16 protein-coding genes are annotated in these 19,514 nt (G+C 59.7%); 7 read left to right on the top strand and 9 right to left on the bottom strand.

Going from position 1 to position 19,514, the window contains the following annotated elements:
- Positions 1–24: 24 nt before the first annotated feature.
- The 3 genes from msrB to BM344_RS11610 form a co-directional block, all read right to left on the bottom strand.
- Complete coding sequence (gene msrB / locus BM344_RS11620) at positions 25–1,260, bottom strand: peptide-methionine (R)-S-oxide reductase MsrB (protein WP_091989898.1); 1,236 nt, start codon at positions 1,258–1,260, stop codon at positions 25–27.
- Positions 1,261–1,339: 79 nt separating this feature from the next.
- On the bottom strand, positions 1,340–2,839 hold the full coding sequence (locus BM344_RS11615; RefSeq protein ID WP_091989895.1) for a sensor histidine kinase: 1,500 nt from the start codon (positions 2,837–2,839) through the stop codon (positions 1,340–1,342).
- A 2-nt stretch (positions 2,840–2,841) separates the two neighbouring features.
- Positions 2,842–3,543: a response regulator transcription factor gene (locus BM344_RS11610; RefSeq protein WP_091989892.1), complete on the bottom strand. Its 702-nt coding sequence runs from the start codon at positions 3,541–3,543 to the stop codon at positions 2,842–2,844.
- Positions 3,544–3,728: 185 nt separating this feature from the next.
- Between BM344_RS11610 and BM344_RS11605 the strand changes: the two genes are divergently transcribed.
- A complete protein-coding gene (locus tag BM344_RS11605) occupies positions 3,729–4,310 on the top strand; it encodes a QsdR family transcriptional regulator (RefSeq protein ID WP_091989889.1) in 582 nt (193 codons plus the stop codon).
- Between the two features lie 76 nt (positions 4,311–4,386).
- Here BM344_RS11605 and BM344_RS11600 read toward each other — a convergent pair whose 3' ends face one another.
- The 4 genes from BM344_RS11600 to BM344_RS11585 all read right to left on the bottom strand — a co-directional run bounded on the left by BM344_RS11600 (position 4,387) and on the right by BM344_RS11585 (position 10,160).
- Entirely contained in the window at positions 4,387–5,802 is a 1,416-nt protein-coding gene (locus BM344_RS11600) for an aldehyde dehydrogenase family protein (protein WP_091989886.1), read from the bottom strand.
- Between the two features lie 43 nt (positions 5,803–5,845).
- Positions 5,846–7,030, bottom strand: a complete 1,185-nt coding sequence (locus tag BM344_RS11595; RefSeq protein WP_091989883.1) for an acetyl-CoA C-acyltransferase — start codon at positions 7,028–7,030, stop codon at positions 5,846–5,848.
- A gap of 12 nt (positions 7,031–7,042) precedes the next feature.
- Positions 7,043–9,136 carry a 3-hydroxyacyl-CoA dehydrogenase NAD-binding domain-containing protein gene (locus tag BM344_RS11590; RefSeq protein WP_091989881.1) on the bottom strand — a complete coding sequence of 698 codons (2,094 nt, stop codon included), beginning with the start codon at positions 9,134–9,136 and terminating at the stop codon, positions 7,043–7,045.
- 199 nt (positions 9,137–9,335) lie between these two features.
- A complete protein-coding gene (locus BM344_RS11585; RefSeq protein ID WP_091989878.1) occupies positions 9,336–10,160 on the bottom strand; it encodes an IclR family transcriptional regulator in 825 nt (274 codons plus the stop codon).
- Positions 10,161–10,436: 276 nt separating this feature from the next.
- Between BM344_RS11585 and BM344_RS11575 the strand changes: the two genes are divergently transcribed.
- Positions 10,437–11,366: a 2-hydroxyacid dehydrogenase gene (locus BM344_RS11575; protein WP_091989874.1), complete on the top strand. Its 930-nt coding sequence runs from the start codon at positions 10,437–10,439 to the stop codon at positions 11,364–11,366.
- Here the strand turns inward: BM344_RS11575 and BM344_RS11570 are convergent.
- Complete coding sequence (locus BM344_RS11570) at positions 11,363–12,721, bottom strand: hypothetical protein (RefSeq protein ID WP_407656813.1); 1,359 nt, start codon at positions 12,719–12,721, stop codon at positions 11,363–11,365. The genes BM344_RS11575 and BM344_RS11570 overlap by 4 nt on opposite strands.
- Positions 12,722–12,901: 180 nt before the next feature.
- Between BM344_RS11570 and BM344_RS11565 the strand changes: the two genes are divergently transcribed.
- The 5 genes from BM344_RS11565 to BM344_RS11545 all read left to right on the top strand — a co-directional run bounded on the left by BM344_RS11565 (position 12,902) and on the right by BM344_RS11545 (position 17,764).
- Positions 12,902–14,071: an acyl-CoA dehydrogenase gene (locus BM344_RS11565; RefSeq protein ID WP_091989871.1), complete on the top strand. Its 1,170-nt coding sequence runs from the start codon at positions 12,902–12,904 to the stop codon at positions 14,069–14,071.
- A 30-nt stretch (positions 14,072–14,101) separates the two neighbouring features.
- Complete coding sequence (locus BM344_RS11560; protein WP_091989868.1) at positions 14,102–15,298, top strand: acyl-CoA dehydrogenase family protein; 1,197 nt, start codon at positions 14,102–14,104, stop codon at positions 15,296–15,298.
- Between the two features lie 10 nt (positions 15,299–15,308).
- Positions 15,309–16,451, top strand: a complete 1,143-nt coding sequence (locus tag BM344_RS11555; RefSeq protein ID WP_091989866.1) for an acyl-CoA dehydrogenase family protein — start codon at positions 15,309–15,311, stop codon at positions 16,449–16,451.
- Positions 16,452–16,537: 86 nt separating this feature from the next.
- Complete coding sequence (locus tag BM344_RS11550; protein ID WP_091989863.1) at positions 16,538–17,299, top strand: class II aldolase/adducin family protein; 762 nt, start codon at positions 16,538–16,540, stop codon at positions 17,297–17,299.
- Between the two features lie 9 nt (positions 17,300–17,308).
- The gene (locus tag BM344_RS11545; RefSeq protein ID WP_091989860.1) at positions 17,309–17,764 is read left to right on the top strand and encodes a MaoC family dehydratase; all 456 of its coding nucleotides are present in this window, start codon (positions 17,309–17,311) and stop codon (positions 17,762–17,764) included.
- Positions 17,765–17,812: 48 nt separating this feature from the next.
- Here the strand turns inward: BM344_RS11545 and BM344_RS11540 are convergent, their stop codons facing one another.
- Positions 17,813–19,477: a long-chain fatty acid--CoA ligase gene (locus BM344_RS11540; protein ID WP_091989858.1), complete on the bottom strand. Its 1,665-nt coding sequence runs from the start codon at positions 19,475–19,477 to the stop codon at positions 17,813–17,815.
- Positions 19,478–19,514: the final 37 nt, after the last annotated feature.

The following is a 19,514-nucleotide window of genomic DNA, read 5'->3' as shown; positions in this document are numbered from 1 at the left end:
GCTAATCCGACCTGCTCGAATGCCTCATTGGCCGGCCACCTCCGCCTTCGGCTTCACCTCGTCGATCCATTTGCCATAACCGGCCTGCTCCATCTTGTCGAGCGGGATGAAGTCCAGCGCCGCCGAGTTCATGCAGTACCGCAGTCCGGTGGGCTTCGGACCGTCGTTGAACACGTGCCCGAGGTGAGAGTCCGCGTACTGACTCCGGATCTCGGTGCGGGTCATGAACAGCGAGTTGTCTTCCCGTTCCACCACCGCATCCGGGGTGATGGGCCGAGTAAAGCTTGGCCAGCCGGTGCCAGACTTGTATTTGTCCCGGGAGGAGAAGAGCGGCTCGCCAGAGACGATATCCACGTACAGGCCGGGCTGCTTGTTGTCCCAGTACTTGTTATTGAACGCCGGCTCGGTGCCATCCTCCTGGGTGACCTCGTACTGCATATCCGTCAGGCGTTTTTTCAGGGCCTGCTGGCTTGGCATCTCGAAGGTCTTGGGGTCAAAGCCCTTGCCATCGGCCTTATCGGCACTGGCCGTTGCCCCACCGTTCGACACCAGATCATCGCTGGCATCCACGGTAGCGTTCTCCTGGAACCGGCTGTAGTCGAGCTGGTAGTCCTCGCCATAGACCTTTTCGATGAACTGGTAACGCCCGGAATTGAAGGTATAGAAGTTGTAGCGAACCGGATTCTTCTCGTAATAGTCCTGATGGTATTCCTCGGCGGCGTAGAAATTCTTCAGCGGCACGACCTCGATGACCACCGGTTTGTCATACACGCCGGAGGCCTCCAGCTCGGCCACTGCCTGCTCCGCCAGACGCTTCTGGGCCTCGTTGTGGTAGAAAATAGCCGGCCGGTACTGCTTGCCGCGATCCACAAACTGTCCCTGGTTGTCGGTGGGGTCCATCATCCGCCAGAGTGCCTGCAACAGGCCCTCATAGGTCATTTTTTCCGGGTCGTAGTAAACCTGAACCGCTTCGGTGTGGCCGGTCTTGCCCGAGGACACCTGCTGGTAGGTCGGGTTGGCCTGATCACCGCCGGCATACCCGGACACGGCTTCCACCACGCCGGGGACCCGCTTCTCGTAGCCCGCCTCCACGCACCAGAAGCAGCCACCGGCGAAGGTGGCCACCGCCAGCCCGGGCTGATCAGGAGCGAATCGGGTGTCTCTGGCCTGGTGCTTTTCGGCGGTGGCCTGGGCGGTAAACAGGCCGCCGGCAGTCACCAGCGCCAGGGCAATGACAGTGCCTGCAATTGTACGTTTCATAAGACATCTCCTCTGGGTGATTCGATGGCTCTAGGGTAAGGCTGCGGATTCACGAAAACGTTCAGTGTTTGTTACGAATTCATAAAGCTGTGGATTGTTCCCGGTCGCCACCCGGTCGTTGACCCACCATCGGCAACCAGACACTGAATACCGCACCGTTGGCGTTGGTTGCCCTGAGTTGCCCGTGCTGAAGCGCCACCATGCGCTGGGCAATCGCCAGCCCCAGGCCCGCATGTCCGGCGCGGGACGCGCCCGACGCCTGGTAGAAGGGTTCGAACAGGTGGTCCAGGTCGTCGGGATCAATGCCCGGGCCCTCATCTGCCACCGATATCTCGACCCCGTCATCGTCGACCGCCACACTGAGGGTGACCGAGCTGCCCTCGGGGGCGTGGTCAATCGCATTGCCTATCAGGTTATCCAGTACCCGTTCGGTCATGGCAATGTCTGCCAGCACCTGCGCCGGCGCCATTTCAGTCACGACCAGGGTTACGCCTGCACGCTCCGCTTTGGGCCGATGTTTATGGGCCACATCATGTAGCAACTCTGCCACCATGAAGGGCTCCGGCACCGGCTGTTTCTCCCTGGCATCCAGGGCCGCCAGCTCGAACAGTTCCTCCACCAGGCGCCCGAGCCGATGGGTCTCGGCCAGGGCAATACCGAGGAAGCGGGAACGCTCATCTGCCTCGAGCGAGTCCTGCTTCAACCGCAGGGCCTCCAGATAGCCCTGGATGGATGCCAGCGGCGTGCGAAGGTCGTGGGACACCTGGGCCACCAGTTGCCGGCGCTGGGCGTCCTTGTCCTTGAGCATGTCCAGTTGGGCCTCGATGCGCCTCGCCATCTGGTCAAAGCGGGCAGACAGGTAATCGAGGTCGTCGCCGGCGGTGGCCACGTCTGGTGCCTGGTCCGCAGACATGCCCTGATTGAAGGCTTCCACCCGGTCAGTCAACCGTGACAGTCGCCGGGTCAGCAGTCGGAAAAACACCAACCCCGCCAGCAGCCCAACCACCAGGCTGACGGCCAGGGCACCGGCCCCCATCTGCAGCAGACGGTCACTGTGCACCATGCTCTCGGCCAGATCGTACTCCTCGCCCCGGAGCACCACGTACAGGTAACCGGTCGGGTTGTCGGCGCCCGGCACCGGTGTGACCGAAAACACCTTGCGACGGTCATGGCTGCGCGGATCATCGCCGGGCAACGGGTAAGCGTCCGGATTGTTCAGCAGACGGATAATCGGTTCCAGGGACACCCGGTTACGCTTGATCTTGTCGGGGTCGGCGGAGTACGACAGGATCTTGCCCTGACGGTCGAGCAGGTAGATTTCGATGCTGGGATTGATGGTCATGTACAGCTCGAACAACTGCTTGAGGGCATCGCGGTTGAGCTCACCATCGGTCACCAGATTGCGGTCGGCCACCAGGTTGCGGGCCAGGTCGCGATTGAGCTGCTGATTGATCGCCGCCGAGTACTCCCGCACCGAGGCCAGGCTCAGGAAGGTGAACAGACCACCCACCACCAGCAACAACAGGAACAGACCGATGGCCAGGCGTGCGTACAGGGTCCGGAACAGGGGCGGCGCCATGATCAGTCCATGAACCGGTAGCCCACACCCCAAACGGTCTGGACATAGTGCGGGTCGGCCGGGTCGGCTTCAATCTTGTTGCGCAGGCGATTGATGTGGGTGTTCACGGTGTGCTCGTAGCCCTCGTGGTTGTAACCCCACACCGCGTCCAGCAACTGCGACCGGCTGAACACCCGTCCCCGGTGAGAGGCAAAATGCCAGAGCAGGTCGAACTCCCGGGCGGTCAGCTCCACCGGCTGGTTATCAACCGACACCCGTCGACGCACCGGGTCGATTCGCAACCGGTCCACCTCGATTTCACTGGCATCGTCGCCGGTAGAGGCACTTTTTGAGAAAGCGTCCACCCTTCGGAACAGGGCCTTGATCCGGGCCGACAGCTCCGCCACGCTGAATGGCTTGGTGAGGTAATCGTCCGCGCCCATCTCGAGCCCCAGCACCCGGTCAAGCTCGGTGCTTTTCGCCGTCAGCATGAGCACGGGTACATAGCCGGGGCCGGACCGGATTTCCCGACACACGGCCAGGCCATCCAGGCCGGGCAGCATCAGGTCCAGGATCACAAGGTCAATGCCGCCTTCGCGAAACCGCTCCAGGCCAGTATCGCCACGATCCACCAGCACTGGCTCCATACCCAGATCCGACACCTGCATGCGTACCAGTTCTCCGATGCCGGGATTGTCCTCGATGATCAATACGGTTCTCGTCATGATGACGGGCTCCTGCGCCTGGCCCTCTTGGGAACTTTCAATACAGCCACGCAGGCAGTTTAGGCGGAAAACTTCACAAAACCATCACAGGGTTCCTGCCACGCAGGACACAGCAGGCCCGGCCCCGCATAGCGGGTTGTCGGTTTAGTGGTTAGAATGAACCGAAATTCCGGCACGAGGTGGCAGTGACTGACAGAACCGTTCCCAGGGCAACACCCGCGGAGGCTTTCAAACGGGCCCGTCGCATGTGGCTCAAGGGTGAGCGCATCCACCTGGCACCCCTGTCGGAAGAACTCGGCATTGGCCGTGCCACCCTGTTCCGCTGGGTCGGCAACCGGGATCTGCTCATCGGCGAGATTCTCTGGTCCCTGTACGAGCCGCTCTGGCGGCAGGCCATGGCGGAAACACCAGGCGTGGGTATCGACTACATCGTGGGCGTGTATCGGCGCACCAATTCCACCATCCTGCATTTCGAACCCCTGCGGCGGTTCATCCACCAGGACCCGGAATACGCCCTGAAGATACTTACCTCGTCGCAATCGATCCTGCACACCCGCACCGTGGAAACCAACACCCGGATGCTGAAGGATCAGGTGGCTGCCGGACACATCAAGCCACCCATGAATATTTTCAGCCTGTCCTACTTCATGATCCGCCTTGCCGAATCCTGCCTGTACAGCGACATTATCGCCGGGCGTGAGCCCAGGGAGGCCGAATTGGAGGATGCCTGTACCGCCGTGAGGATTTTGCTTGGAGGAAAAGCGTAAGGCGGATCACTCAGAACTCGCTCAGGTACCCCCGTTCGGGCCCAGTCCGCATTTCAGCAGGCCAGGCATCTAGCGTTTACAATTGCAACGAGCGAACTTCCAGAAACTCCTCCAGACCCCACTTGCCGAACTCACGCCCGATACCGGAGTGGCCGAAACCACCGAACGGCGCCAGCGGATTGAACGCGCCCCCATTGACGAACACCTGGCCAGTGCGCAGCTTGCTGGCGATTTTCTTTGCCTTTGCGTCATCCCCGGACCAGACTGCGCCGGACAGACCGTACTGGGTGCCGTTGGCAATTTTTACGGCCTCGGCTTCGTCGTTATAGGGGATCACGCACAACACCGGCCCGAAGATCTCTTCCTGGGCAATACGGCTATCCGGCTTGACGTTGCCGAAGACGGTGGCCTTCACGAAGTAACCCTGTTCACACCCTTCCGGTGCTTCCGGGCCGCCAGCGACCAGCCTGGCGCCTTCCTCGATACCCAGCTTGATGTAGTCGATAACCTTGTCACGCTGCTGTGCGGAGGACAGCGGCCCCAGGCGGGTGGTTTCTTCCAGCGGGTTGCCCGGTGTCATTTTCGCCACCGCAGCAGCGGCCAGTTCGCAGGCCTCATCGTGCCTGTCTGCCGGAACCAGCATGCGGGTGAGCGCGGTGCAGGTCTGGCCGGAATTGAGCAGGCAGTTGTTGACGGTACCTTTGACGGCAGCCGCCAGGTCCGCATCCGGCAAAATAACCGAGGCGGATTTGCCGCCCATTTCCAGAGCGATCCGTTTGAAATCGTCGGCGGCCGCATGGGCAATCAGGTTGCCGGTGCGGGTGGAACCGGTGAAGGACACCATGCGCACATCCGGGTGTTTGATCAGGGTATCGCCCACCGTATGGCCATAACCGCACACCAGGTTGAACACGCCCTTGGGCAGATCGGTGTCATCGAGGATTTCCGCAAGAATATAGGCCGTCTGGGGAGCGATTTCCGAGGGTTTGAGCACCACGGTGCAGCCAGCGGCAATGGCCGGAACAATTTTCAGGATCACCTGATGCAGCGGGTAGTTCCAGGGGGTGATACAGCCAACCACCCCCACCGGGGCGTACTGTACTTCGGAGTTTCCGGACTGTTCAGTGAATGGGAAGTCCGGCAGTAGTTTCAGGTAGCTCTTGGTGACCGTAGCCGGCATACCTGCCTGGATGGGCGCGGCCAGCTTGATGGGCATGCCCACTTCCCGGCAGACGGTCTTGGCGATCTCCGGAGCCCGTTCTTTCAGGCCTGCGTGAAGTTGTTCCAACACCTTGATGCGTTCATCCAGTGTGCTTTCCGACCAACTTTCGAAGGCGGCGTCCGCGGCGGCAATGGCCTGTTCCATTTCACACGCGCCGGCGGCAGGCACCCGGGCAATAACCTCGCCGGTGCCAGCTTCGTGAACATCGATCATGTCACCGGCCCAGCTCACCCACTGGCCGTTGATGTAGTTTCTGTTCAGCTCGTTCATGCTTCCCCCAGTCACCTGCGATAAGTCTGCGTAAGAGCCGATGTCAGACCACTTCAAACAGGCCGGCAGCGCCCTGACCGCCACCGATACACATGGTAATCACCACATACTTTGCGCCACGACGCTTGCCTTCAATCAGGGCGTGGCCCGTCATTCGGGCGCCAGTCATACCGAAGGGGTGACCGATTGAAATGGAACCACCGTTTACGTTCAGTTTTTCCATGGGAATACCGAGGCGATCGCGGCAATAAATGACCTGGGATGCAAAGGCTTCGTTCAGCTCCCACAGATCGATGTCGTCCATGGTCAGTCCGTTCCGATCAAGCAGGCGCGGGATCGCATACACCGGGCCGATGCCCATCTCATCCGGTTCACACCCGGCGACGGCAAGGCCCCTGAAGATTCCCATGGGTTCGATGTTGTGCTTCTCGGCGTAGGTGCTGTTCATCACCGTGCACACGGAGGCCCCGTCGGACAGCTGGCTGGCATTACCGGCCGTAATGAACTGCTCCGGGCCACGGACCGGCTCCAGGCCCGCCAGGCCCTCGAGGGTCGTGTTCGGCCGGTTGCATTCGTCAGCACTCAGAGTCACCTGTTTCTCGCTGACCTCACCGGTTTCTTTGTCCTTGACCAGCATGGTGGTGTCGAACGGCACAATCTCATCGTCGAACTTGCCGGCCTGCTGGGCCGCTGCTGTGCGCTGCTGGGAAATCAGAGAATACTCATCCTGTGCCTCACGGCTGACGTTGTAGCGTTTGGCGACAATATCCGCCGTCTCGATCATCGAGAGGTACAGCTCCGGCTTGTTCTTCATCAGCCACTCATTGGTGGCGTGAAAGCTGTTCATTTTCTCGTTTTGCACGAGGGAAATAGACTCAACCCCGCCAGCCACCATAGCCGGAACCTTCTCGGACACTACCCTCTGCGCAGCGAGGGCAATGGACTGCAGACCGGAGCTGCAGAAGCGGTTGATGGAGAACCCCGCGGTGGTTACCGGAAGACCCGCGCGTATGGCCGCAAGGCGGGCAATGTTCCGGCCCTGGGTGCCCTCCTGGTAGGCCGCACCCATGATCACATCTTCCACAATGGCCGGATCGATGCCCGCGCGTTCAACGGCGTGTTTGATGACATGACCTGCCATATCCACGCTGTGGGTGTTGTTCAAAGAGCCCCGGTAGGATTTGGCAAGACCGGTACGGGCGGTGGAAACGATGACTGCATCAGACATGACACTACTCCTTTAAAGATCGCCGAATTTCTTGCCTTCACGCACCAGCTTTTCAAGCAGGGCCGACGGCTCCCACTGCTCACCCCCAACGGTGTCCTGGTACTTTTTCACCGCCGAAAGAATGGTGTCCAGTCCTTCCTGATCGGCCCAGAACATGGGGCCACCGCGATAAGCCGGGAAGCCGTAGCCGTATATCCAGACGATGTCGATATCCAGCGGACGGTCCGCGATGCCTTCCTCGAGGATCTTGGCGCCTTCGTTGATCATCACGTACATGCACCGCTCCAGGATTTCCTGGTCGGTGATCTCCCGCGGTGTGATTCCCTGCTCCTTGCGGAACTCCTCGATCAGCTGCTCCACCTCGGGATCCGGGATCGGCTTGCGACTGCCTTCCTCATACTTGTACACACCTGCCTGGGTCTTTTGACCAAGGCGCCCCTGTTCGGCGAGCTTGTCCATCCAGCTTGCAGGAATGTCCTCGCCTGACTTGCGACGCTCTTCGCGGATGCGGTAACCCACATCAATCCCGGCCAGGTCGGACATTGCAAACTGCCCCATGGGGAAGCCGAGATCGGTCAGTACCTTGTCGACCTGTTGTGGTGTGGCCCCCTCGTCTACAAGCGACATGGCTTCGGTGCCACGCTTGTGGAGCATCCGATTGCCGACAAAGCCGTAGCAGTTGCCCACCATGACACCGACTTTCTTGATCGTCCTGGCAACCGCCATCACCGTGGCTTTGACCTCATCGGAGGTCTTGCTGCCACGCACGTTCTCCAGCAGCTTCATCACGTTGGCCGGGCTGAAGAAGTGCATACCCACCACGTCTTCCGGGCGTTTGGTGGCGGACGCAATCTCGTCGATATCCAGGGTTGAGGTGTTGGAGGCCAGAATCGCGCCCGGCTTGCACACCTCATCAAGCTTGGCGAAGATTTCCTTCTTGATGGCCATGTTCTCGAACACCGCCTCGATCACCAGATCAACATCCCGGAAATCGTCGTAGGTGAGGCTTGGAGTGATCAGTGCCATCCTCTGTTCCACCTGCTCCTGGGTCAGTTTGCCCTTCTTCGCGGAGTTCTCGTAGTTGCGGCGGATGATGGCCAGGCCTTTGTCCAGAGCGTCCTGTTTTACCTCGACGATGGTGACCGGAATGCCCACGTTGACGAAGTTCATGGCAATACCGCCACCCATGGTGCCGGCGCCAATAATGCCCACACTTTTCACATCACGAACCGGCGTGTCCTTGGGCAGCCCCTTGACCTTGGAGACCTCTCGCTCGCCAAAGAACGAATGGATCAGGCCGGCGCGCTGGGGCGATTCCATGCACTCCATGAACAGTTCCCGCTCGCGCTTCATGCCTTCTTCAAACGGCAGGTTGAAGGCGGCTTCCACGGCGTCGACACACTTGAACGGGGAGAACAGACCGCGGGCCCGCTTCTTCAGCTCTTCCCGGAACTGATCAAAAACGTCGCTGCCTTTGTCCGCCTCGATTTTGTCAGTGATATCGCGAACACGACGTACCGGCTTGCCTTCATCGGCTACTTTCTGCGCGTAAGCCATGCCCACTGTGCGGGCATCGTCGCCTTCTTCCACGGCATCGAGAATACCAAGGGCCAGCGCATCCTTGGCGCCGACAAATTCACCGGTGGTGATCATTTCCAGCGCTTTTTGGGCACCGGTCAGGCGCGGCAGCCGCTGGGTGCCGCCAGCACCGGGCAAAAGACCCAGCTTCACTTCCGGCAGCCCTACCTTGGCGCTGCTGACGGCAACCCGGTAGTGACAGCTCAGCGCGGTTTCCAGACCACCGCCCAGGGCCGTGCCATGGATCGCGGCAACCAGCGGCTTGTCGCTGTTTTCAAAAATGTTGACCAGCGTCGGCAGCGTGGGCTCCTGCATGGGCTTGCCGAACTCACGGATGTCGGCACCGGCGATGAAGGTTCGCCCCTCGCAAACCAGCAGCAGTGCCTTGGCCTCTGTATCGTTCTGGCCCTGCTCCAGGGCTGCGAGCAGACCGGAACGAACAGCCTGGCCGAGGGCGTTTACCGGCGGGTAGTTCACGGTAATAACGCCGATGTTGCCTTCCCGGTTATAGCGAACGACCTCAGACATGATTTCTCCTCGCATTAGTTCTGAAATATGATTTTAACTAGCGAAACATGCGTACGATTTAATACAAGTTCGTCGGTGTTTTCAACCATCCGGTAAACAGCAGTCACAAAAAAACCGCAGTCTTTCCTCTGCGGTTTTTGGTCAGGAGTCCGTCGGAAGGCGGCGGGGAGGTTCTTCCTTCGTTACTTGGGAGTTAGTCTCAGACGCCCAAGGATTCAATATCGCCAGCCAGCATCGCCAGCTGGTGGGCAATGGAACCACGGAGCTTTTCCGCCGGCACCAGATAAGACGGCGCAGCACAGGTCAGGGCCATGATAGTGCCGTCCTGCAGGTGGATTGGCACACCGGCGGAGTTGATGTTCCGGTCCCACTCCCCTGTGGACAGGCAGAAACCATGTTCCTTGTAATCCTTCATGGCCTGGTCCAGGCCCGCTTTCTTCTCCGGCCAGTCTTTGCCGTATTTGGCCGCCATGGCATCGTCAATGACCAGGCGGGCTTTGTCGCTGATAGCGCAGTAGTAGGCACGGCCGGCAGAAGTGGTGGCCATGGGCAGTTTCAGGCCGATATCCATGCGCAGCAGGGACGCCTCCGGTGGCAGACGGTTTTCCACGTAGATCATGTGCAACCGGTCGCGGCAGGTCAGACCTATCGACATGTTGGTCTGGCGGGCAAACTCGTCCATGTAGGGCTTCGCCAGCTGGCGAACCTTGAGATTGGATACGTAGGCATAACCGAGCGCCAGCACCCCGGAACTCAGCTGGTATTTTTCTAACTGGGTGTTGTAGCTGAGGTAACCCAGCTTGGTGAGGGTATACGTCATCCGCGACACGGTCGGTTTAGGCAGCCCGGTAATGCGGGCGATGTCCTGGTTGCCCAGAATCACTGGCCCCTGGCTGAAGGCGCGGAGCACGTCCAGACCACGAGACAGGGCCTCTACAAACTTGCGGTCTTTTTCCGGCTTAACGGGCTCACCGTCAGTGGATGCCACTTTCAGTTCGGGTGAGATCTGCTTTTTTCCTGCCATAATGGGACGTCCTCCAACCGCGTCGCCCGCTCCGGTAACCGGTGTATTAATATGGTGAATGACTGCGAATTCACCATTTTAATCGCTGCAGAAATCAAGTACCAGAAAGTCTTTTCAAAATTCGTACCAAATATGAAACACTTGGCACTTATGTTTCAAATTCGGAATCGCAAGGCGGTACTGTATACCGACTTTTTCGAATTAAACCGATTTTCTATTCTGCATTGCAAAACAAACTAGCAGCCATCGAACCCTGTGGCGACAACCGGAGGCAAAATGAAGATTCTCTTTGTGGCAGGCGACCCGAAACCCGAGCGCTGGACAGTGCCCATCAAAGAACTCTTGCCGGAAGCGGAGATTTCCGTTTGGGATCCGGAGGGACCTGCTGTTGACGCGGATTATGCCATCGTGTGGCAGCCCCCTGAGGCGCTATTTGAGCGGGAAAAGCATCTGAAAGCGGTGTTCAATCTGGGTGCGGGTATAGACGGCCTGCTCAAGGTTGCCAACCTGCCGCAAAACCTCACGATTGTACGCCTGGAAGACGCAGGGATGTCGGTGCAGATGGCGGAGTACGTGCTGCACCAACTGCTGGAAGCCAGCCGCGAGATGGAAACCTACCGGGAACAGCAACGCCAGGGCATCTGGAAGATCCATCGCCCCATCAAACGCAGCGAGTGGCCGGTGGGTGTCATGGGGCTGGGCCACATTGGCAAGCGGGTCGCCCGCACACTGGCCGACCTGGACTATCAGGTAAGTGGCTGGGCCCGCGGGGTACATAACCTGGAAGGGGTCAGCACCTATGCCGGCCCGGACCAGCTTGGTGACTTTCTGCAATCCTCTCGTGTTCTGGTCAACACCCTGCCCCTGACCGACGACACCCGGAATATCATCGACTACGGGCTGCTGAGTCAACTTCAACCTGGCGCCGTGCTGATCAACGTCGGCCGGGGTGAGCATCTGGTCGAGGACGACCTGCTTCGGGCACTGGACGATGGCACCTTGCTGCGCGCCTCCCTTGACGTGTTCCGCAAGGAACCCCTGCCGGAGGGGCACCCCTTCTGGCAGCGGAAAGAAATCACCATCACGCCACACATCTCGGCCCGGACCCTTCGAGACGCCACGATCGAGCAGATCACCAGTAAGATTCGGGATCATGCCGCAGGGCGCACCATCTCAGGGATCGTGGATACCGACCGGGGCTATTAACCCGGTGCCAGCCAGGCCACCAGCGCCGTAAGAGCCAGCAGCACCGGCAGCGCAATCAGCGCGAACACGCCATTCCACCGGAACGCCACAACCCACCGGGAGATCTGCCCGAACCTGGATAACAGCATGACCGAGGGGCCAAATGGCGAGAGCATCATGGCCAGGGAAAAGCCGATGACCAGAGCCACGGCGACCGGGAGCAGATCCATCCCCTCGGCCACCAGCTGGGGCAACAATCCGGCCTGGACGCTCAGAACGGTGATGGGAATGATCCCGATCATGGAGAACATGGGTAGCATCAGCATGCCCACGACGGCCACCAGAAAAACACCACTGCCAGAGGCGACCAGCCCCGCCAGCGCATCCGCCGGAATGACCGCAGACAGGGCTACCCCAAGAATCGCCGAGGCGGCGAAAATGGCCATCTCATTCTGCATGGCCCATACCTGGCTGGAGCCTTCCTGAAGAACCGGCATCAACCCCCGTTCCTGCCAGAGCATATAAAGCAGTGTTACGGTCGGCACAGACAACATGGCCGCCACCGACACCTTGAAATCGGTCGTCGCCACCAGACACGCCATCACCGTAAACACCAGCAGGATAAGGAACAGCAGACGACCAGTACCCGGCAGCCAGCCTTCAACGGCAACGCGCTCACTGCTGACCTTGCGGAACCGGCGCTGTTCGAGCACCCAGCCAATCACAACCATCAGAATCGCGGCAACCACTCCGAACGGCAGAAGCTGCGACCAGCTCAACTGGGGAAGCTCCCGGGTGAGAATCGCAACCGCCACGCTGGTGGGCGCCACGAGTGGCACGAGGGCAAATCCCCTCAGGGCACTGATCAGGACACTGCGCAACCACTGCAGGCGGGATTCGCCACTGATGCCACGCTCACGCAGGGTTTCAGAGAGACTTCCGCACAGCAGGTTCATCATTCCAAAACTCAGAACCGTGGCAACGCCGCAGCTGACCAGAGCGTACTTGGGATAGAGCAGGACGGGCCTGCCGCCAAGCAGCACATCGTGAATCCGGCGCAATACCTCAAACCGACGCACAAGGCACTGCATCAGGCCCAGGCTGCCCAGAAACGCGGAATAGAACGCTGCGTCAGACGCCGCCTTCAGCACCAGCTCGTCGTCCAGAGCCCCGCGCCAGGCAAGCCCCCCCAGAACCAGAAGGGCTATAACCAGTAACATCCGGGCATACCCCTGCAGGCGCCCGGCTCCCGCCAGAAAGGCAGTGATAAACGCCACGCCCGCCAGCGCACTGAGTTCGCGGCTTTCGAGACAGATAGCCACGAGCTCCGTCACCACCGCCAGGGAGACCCACCACTGCAGCATGCCGCTCAGCACAGGGGCACCTGGTCAGCCTTGAACACTGCTTGCATTTCCATAACACCCGGATTAGTCTTTCAGGATCAAATTACAAAACTGTGTTTCGCTTAATGAAACAACATTGATACAAAGATAGCACAAACTGGTCCACTGCCCCTAGCGCCGGACTTTTGATATTCGCTTTCAGGAGAGTACACAATGGCTTCCGCACCCTGGAATGATCTGCTGGATTTCGATTCCCAACTGGACGAAACCGAGCGTCAGGTCCGAGACAGCATCCGCAGCTTCTGTGATGAGCAACTGATGCCTGGTATCACCGAGGCCAACCGGCACGAAAAGTTCGACCGCTCCATCTTCAATCAGATGGGTGAACTCGGCATGCTGGGTGCGACCCTGCCTGAAGAATACGGCGGACCGGGTCTGAACCATGTCTGCTACGGTCTGATTGCCCGTGAAGTGGAGCGGGTGGACTCGGCCTACCGCTCGGCCCTCAGCGTTCAGTCATCTCTGGTGATGTACCCGATTCATTCCTACGGCAAGGAAGCGATGAAAAAACGCATCCTGCCCAAGCTGGCCTCCGGCGAGTACGTCGGCTGTTTCGGCCTGACCGAACCCAATCACGGTTCCGACCCGGGCGGCATGGAAACCCGGGCCAAGAAAGTCGACGGTGGCTACTTGTTGAGTGGTTCCAAAACCTGGATCACCAACTCACCGATTGCCGACGTCTGCGTGGTCTGGGCCAAACTGGACGGCAAGGTGAACGGCTTTGTGATCGAGCGCGAGGGCGCCAAGGGCCTGGACACACCCAAGATCGAGGGCAAATTCTCCCTGCGGGCGTCGGAAACCGGCTCCATCTTTATGGATGAGGTGTTCGTTCCGGAAGAGAACCATCTTGAGGTGGAAGGGCTGAAAGGACCCTTCAGCTGCCTCAACAAGGCCCGTTTCGGCATCAGTTGGGGCTCCCTGGGCGCCGCTGAATTCTGCTGGCACGCGGCCCGCAACTACACCCTGGAACGGAAGCAGTTTGGCAAGCCCCTGGCCGCCAACCAGTTGGTCCAGAAAAAGCTGGTGGACATGCAGACCGAGATCACCATTGGCCTGCAGGCCGTTCTGCAACTGGGCCGCATGATGGATGCCGGCACCGTCACACCCGATGCCATCTCGTTGCTCAAGCGCAACAACTGCGGCAAGGCTCTGGACATCGCCCGGGTAGCCCGGGACATGCATGGCGGTAACGGCATTTCCGACGAGTACCACGTGATTCGCCACGTGATGAATCTGGAAGCCGTGAACACCTACGAGGGTACCCATGATGTCCACGCGCTGATTCTGGGCCGCGGCCAGACCGGCATCCAGGCATTCAGCTGACTTACAGATCGACGCGAACGAGGTTTTCCTATGAATTTGAATTACACCACCGAGGAACTCGCCTTCCGTGATGAGGTCCGCGCGTTCCTGGATGAAAAACTGCCGGAGGATATCGCCGCCAAGGTAAAAGGCTTCCGCCGGCTATCCAGGGAAGACCACCAGTGCTGGCAGAAGATACTCAGCGAACAGGGCTGGTACGCCACCCACTGGCCGGAAGAATACGGCGGTGTGAACTGGAGCCCGGTTCAGAAGCACATCTGGGATGAAGAGTCTTCCCGGTACGGTGCGCCTCGCTCCGTACCTTTCGGTGTCAACATGGTGGCGCCGGTGATTATCAAGTTTGGCTCCGAAGAGCAGAAGCAGAGATACCTGCCGAGAATCCTCAGCGGCGAAGACTGGTGGTGCCAGGGCTATTCCGAGCCTGGCGCCGGTTCAGACCTGGCCTCGCTCAAGACGCGGGCCGTTCGCGACGGCGATCACTACATTGTGAATGGCCAGAAAACCTGGACCACCCTCGGCCAGCACGCCAACATGATTTTCTGCCTGGTGCGCACCAACACCGAAGTAAAGGCGCAGGAAGGCATCTCTTTCCTGCTGATCGACATGAACACCCCCGGTATTACCGTGCGCCCGATTATCACCCTCGATGGCGAGCACGAAGTCAACGAAGTGTTCTTCGAGGATGTAAAAGTCCCCGTCGAAAACCTCGTTGGCGAGGAGGACAACGGCTGGACCTACGCCAAGTACCTGCTCACCTATGAGCGCACCGGTCTGGCCGGCATCGGCATTTCCAAGGCCGCGCTCCAGCACCTGAAGGAACTCGCCTCCCGCCGCACCAGGAACGGTCGCCCGCTGATTGAGGACGCGTCTTTCGCGCGACGCATTGCCCAGGTTGAGATCGATCTGATGGCTGCTGCCATCAGCAATCTGCGCATCATCGCCTCGGTCGAGGGCGGCGGCATGCCGGGCGCGGAAAGCTCCATGCTGAAGGTTCGGGGCACGGAAATTCGCCAGACCATCAACGACCTGGCGCGGCGTGCCATTGGCCCCTACGCGCTTCCGTTTGTGGAAAAGGAACTGGATCTGGATTACAGCGGTGAATTCCTTTCAGACGAAAATGCCGCACCACTGGCTGCCCAGTACTTCAACAACCGCAAGCTGTCCATTTTCGGCGGATCCAACGAGATCCAGAAGAACATTGTGTCGAAAATGATTCTCGGGCTTTAAGGAGGCGACCATGGATTTCCGACTCAACGAAGAGCAGCAGATGCTGCAGGATACCGTGGCCCGTCTGGTGCGCGGTGAATACAGTTTTGAAAAGCGTTTGAAGTACAGCGAATCCGATCTGGGCTTCAGCGCCGATTTCTGGAGACAGCTGGGAGAGCTGGGCCTCACCGCCGTACCCTTCCCGGAAGAGCTGGGAGGTTTTGGCGGCAGTGGTGTTGAAGTGCAGAGCGTTATGACCGAGCTGGGCCGCGGTCTGTGCATTGAGCCCTACCTGCAATCGGTCATTCTGGGCGGTGGTTTGATCGCCCAGGCCGGCAACAGTGAGCAACAGGAACAGTGGCTTGGCGACATCGCCAGCGGTGAGGTTCGTGCTGCGGTAGGCCTCCAGGAGCCACAGAGCTTCTACAACCTGAACGATGTGGAAACCCGCGCGGAAAAATCCGGCGACGGTTACGTTCTGAACGGTCGCAAGGCGGTCGTGATTGGCGGGCATTGCGCCGACGTGCTGGTGGTGTCCGCCCGGACGTCAGGCGACAGCCGGGACTCCGCTGGCATCAGCCTGTTTCTGGTCCGCCCGGATGCCGAGGGTCTGGAAGCCCGAACCTATCCGACAATTGACGGTTCGAAAGGCTGCGACCTGTTCCTGAACAACGTCAAGCTGGGTTCCGATGCTTTGCTCGGCGAAGAAGGCAAGGCTGCCAATGTCATTGAATACCAGACCGGCCGCGCCATCTCCGCATTGTGTGGAGAAGCGGTCGGCGTCATGGAAGTGGCCTGCGACCTGACCCTGGACTACCTCAAACAGCGCAAGCAGTTCGGTGTGCCTATCGGCAGGTTCCAGGTGTTGCAGCACCGGATGGTGGACATGATGTCTGAGCTTGAACAGGCGCGATCCATGGCGATACTGGCCGCAAGCGTTGCTGACCAGCCCCAGAGCGACGAGCGCCGCCGGATTCTGGCCGCCGCCAAGAACGTGATTGGCCGCAGTGGCCAGTTCATCTCCGAGCAGGGCATCCAGTCCCACGGCGGCATCGGTATGACCTGGGAGTACAACTTTGCCCATTACGCCAAGCGTCTGGTCATGATCAACCACCAGCTCGGCGATGACGACTTCCATCTGGAGGCTTACACCATCCTTTTACAGGCGGGTTAACAACCCCTCTCGGTGAGCCCTGGTTCTTCTATTATTCAGGGGTGGTCGCCAGACCACCCCTTTTTTGCATCCGGAGGTGAACAACGATGACAAAAACCGACGCAAAACCGGACACCAACAACGGACAGACGACGGAATGGCAGGTCCGTACCGAACTCGCTGCGGCTTATCGCCTGGTCGCCCTGTTTGGCTGGGACGATCTGGTTTTCACCCATCTTTCAGCCCGGGTGCCAGGGCCAGAGCACCACTTCCTGATCAATCCCTATGGTCTGCTGTTCCATGAAATCACCGCATCCTCACTGGTCAAGGTGGATCGGGACGGCCAGGTGGTGCAGGCCGGCGGGCTCGGACGGGTCAACCCGGCCGGCTTCACCATTCACAGCGCCGTGCATATGGGCCGGGAAGATGCCGGCGCGGTCATGCATCTGCATGCCCCGGACGGCGTGGCCGTCTCGGCTCATAGGGACGGCCTGCTGCCCCTGAGTCAGACCGCCATGCTCTGTCTCGACCACCTGAGCTACCATGATTACGAAGGCGTTGCATTGAACCTCGACGAGCGCGAGCGGCTGATCCGGGACCTGGGCAACAAATCCATGATGCTGCTTCGTAACCACGGCGTGCTGACCGCGGGGAAGGATGTCCCCGAGACCTTCACCTACCTGTATTTCCTGATGAAGGCCTGCGAAATCCAGGTCAAGGCCCAGAGCTGCGGCCCCACATGGATGCCCTCGGAGCAGGCGATCCGGACCACAGCGGAGCAGTCGCAATCCCTGGGCGCCGCGTCGAAGCTCACCTGGCCGGCTCTGGTACGACTGCTGGACAGCAAGAACCCGGGCTACAGCGTCTAGGGGGTATGAATGAAAGACGTACAGCTTGCGGAACTTGCCAACATGGCGGGGCGGCTGGTGAGCCACAGCCCCTGGCTCACCATCACCCAGGAGATGGTCAATGCCTTTGCCGACGTGACCGGTGATCATCAGTGGATTCACATAGATGTCGAGCGAGCCAAGCGAGAATCACCCTGGAAAAGCCCCATCGCCCACGGCTATCTGACGGTCTCGCTCATCTCGAGACTGAATCCCCAGGCGCTCAAAGTGCTCGGGCCGTCCGCTACCATCAACTATGGATTGAACCGGCTGCGTTTCCCATCGGCGGTGAAAGTCGGCTCAAGCATCCGCACCCGGGTGGAGCTGCTGGCGGTTGATCAGGTCGACGACCAACGCCAGCTAGCAACTTACAGGACCACCGTTGAGATCCGGGGCGAGGACAAGCCGGCCTGTGTGGCGGAAAATCTGATTATGTATGTGGCCTGACGAGCCCTGATCGACGGTTGCTCGAACAGGGCTCGACTCCCCACCTGATCAGGTGTGCTGCTTCCATTCCTCCTCCTGCAGGGCCCGCCACATCAGCTTTCCGGTGGGGGATTTCGGCAGCGCCTCCATGAACTCCACAATAGTCGGAATCTTGTAGGCCGCCATCTGCTCCCGGCACCAGTTGACGATGTCTTCTGCTGAGGTTCTACCCTCCGCCTCGGGGGTCAGGACAATACAGGCTTTCACCGTTTCTCCCCGTTTCGGATCCGGTGCGGAGATGATACAGACCTCGTGGATGGCCGGGTGCCGGTACATCAGACCCTCCACTTCGGAGGGCCACACCTTGAAGCCGGACGCGTTGATCATGCGTTTGACCCGATCCACCATGAAGAAATAACCGTCCTCATCGTAGTAGCCGAGGTCGCCGGTCCGGAAGAAGCGTTTGCCATCGATCTCCACGAACGCGGCTTCGGTTTCTGCCGGTCGGTTCCAGTACCCAATGGTCACCTGCGGGCCGCAAGAGACGATTTCACCGGTTTCACCGGGGCCCTTTTCCTCAAGGGTATCCACATCGACTATCCGGCTGTCCACATCGAAAACAGGAATACCCAGACACTGGGACTTGGGTTGCTTCACCGGGTTGATGTGCGTCGCCGCCATGGTCTCGGACAGACCATAGCCCTCGATGTAGTCCAGACCGGTCATGGTTTTCAACTTTTCCGCCACCGCCGCCGGCATGGCTGCCCCGCCGCCGCCGATGGTATTCAGGCTGCTGAGGTCGTACTGGCCGATGTCCGGATTCGACAGAAAATCCACCGCCATGGTCACGATGTTGGTCCAGCCGGTTACCCGGTAGCGCTCGATCAGACGAGCCGCCGTGGTACGGTCCCAGCGGGTCATGATCACCGACGTCGAACCGCTGTAGATGGGACTGTTCATGGAGCCGGTCATGCCGGTTACATGGAAGAATGGCAGCGTGGACAGCTGCACCGTATCCGGTGTGCTCAGGTTCCAGAACGCACGGTGCATGGCCGTTGCCATGACGGAACGATGGGTGTGCATGCAACCCTTGGGGGCGCCGGTGGTACCCGAACTGTAAGGGATAACGGCCAGATCTGCCGGGCCTGCTGTGTGAGCGGACGGCTTGTATCCTGCGCCAAGTGCTGCTTCCCAGGTCACGACGCCACGCACACCCCGCGACCAGACCGGAGCGGCAACTTCTGCTGGCAGATCAAGATCGGTATCCGGTTTGATGTAGCTACTGTAAGACGCCACCACCACCTGCTTGAGATCCGTTTCCGGCAACTGGGGAATGATGAAGTCCGCCAGCTCCTGGCCGGCCAGGCAGATCGACGCTCCCGTGTCGGCGATGAAGTGCTCGAGCTCCGCAGCCCGGTTCATCGGATTTACAGGGATCACCACCGCATCCGCTCTCAGGATGGCGTAGTAGGCGATGACATATTGCGGTGAGTTCTGCATGTAGAGCAGGACACGATCTCCCTTGGAAACGCCTTGTGACTGGAGATACCCCGCCATGGCCTCAACCTCCTCGAGCAGGCGCCGGTAGGTGAGGGGCGCATCATAGAAGACGATGGCGTTGTGGTCCGGGTAGCGTCGTGCGGAAATCTCCAGGTTGGTGAAGACGCTGGTTTCCGGCAGGGTCATGGTCTTGGGCAGTTCTCTGGGCCAGACCTTGAAATGGCGTGTGAACATGCGTGTTGCTCTCCAGGGTTCAGTCAGTCGGCCACAG

It is taken from the genome of Marinobacter gudaonensis (genome assembly GCF_900115175.1).
GTDB lineage: Bacteria > Pseudomonadota > Gammaproteobacteria > Pseudomonadales > Oleiphilaceae > Marinobacter > Marinobacter gudaonensis.
Note: the sequence above shows the minus strand (reverse complement) of the source record. Positions and strands in the feature narration are given on the sequence as shown.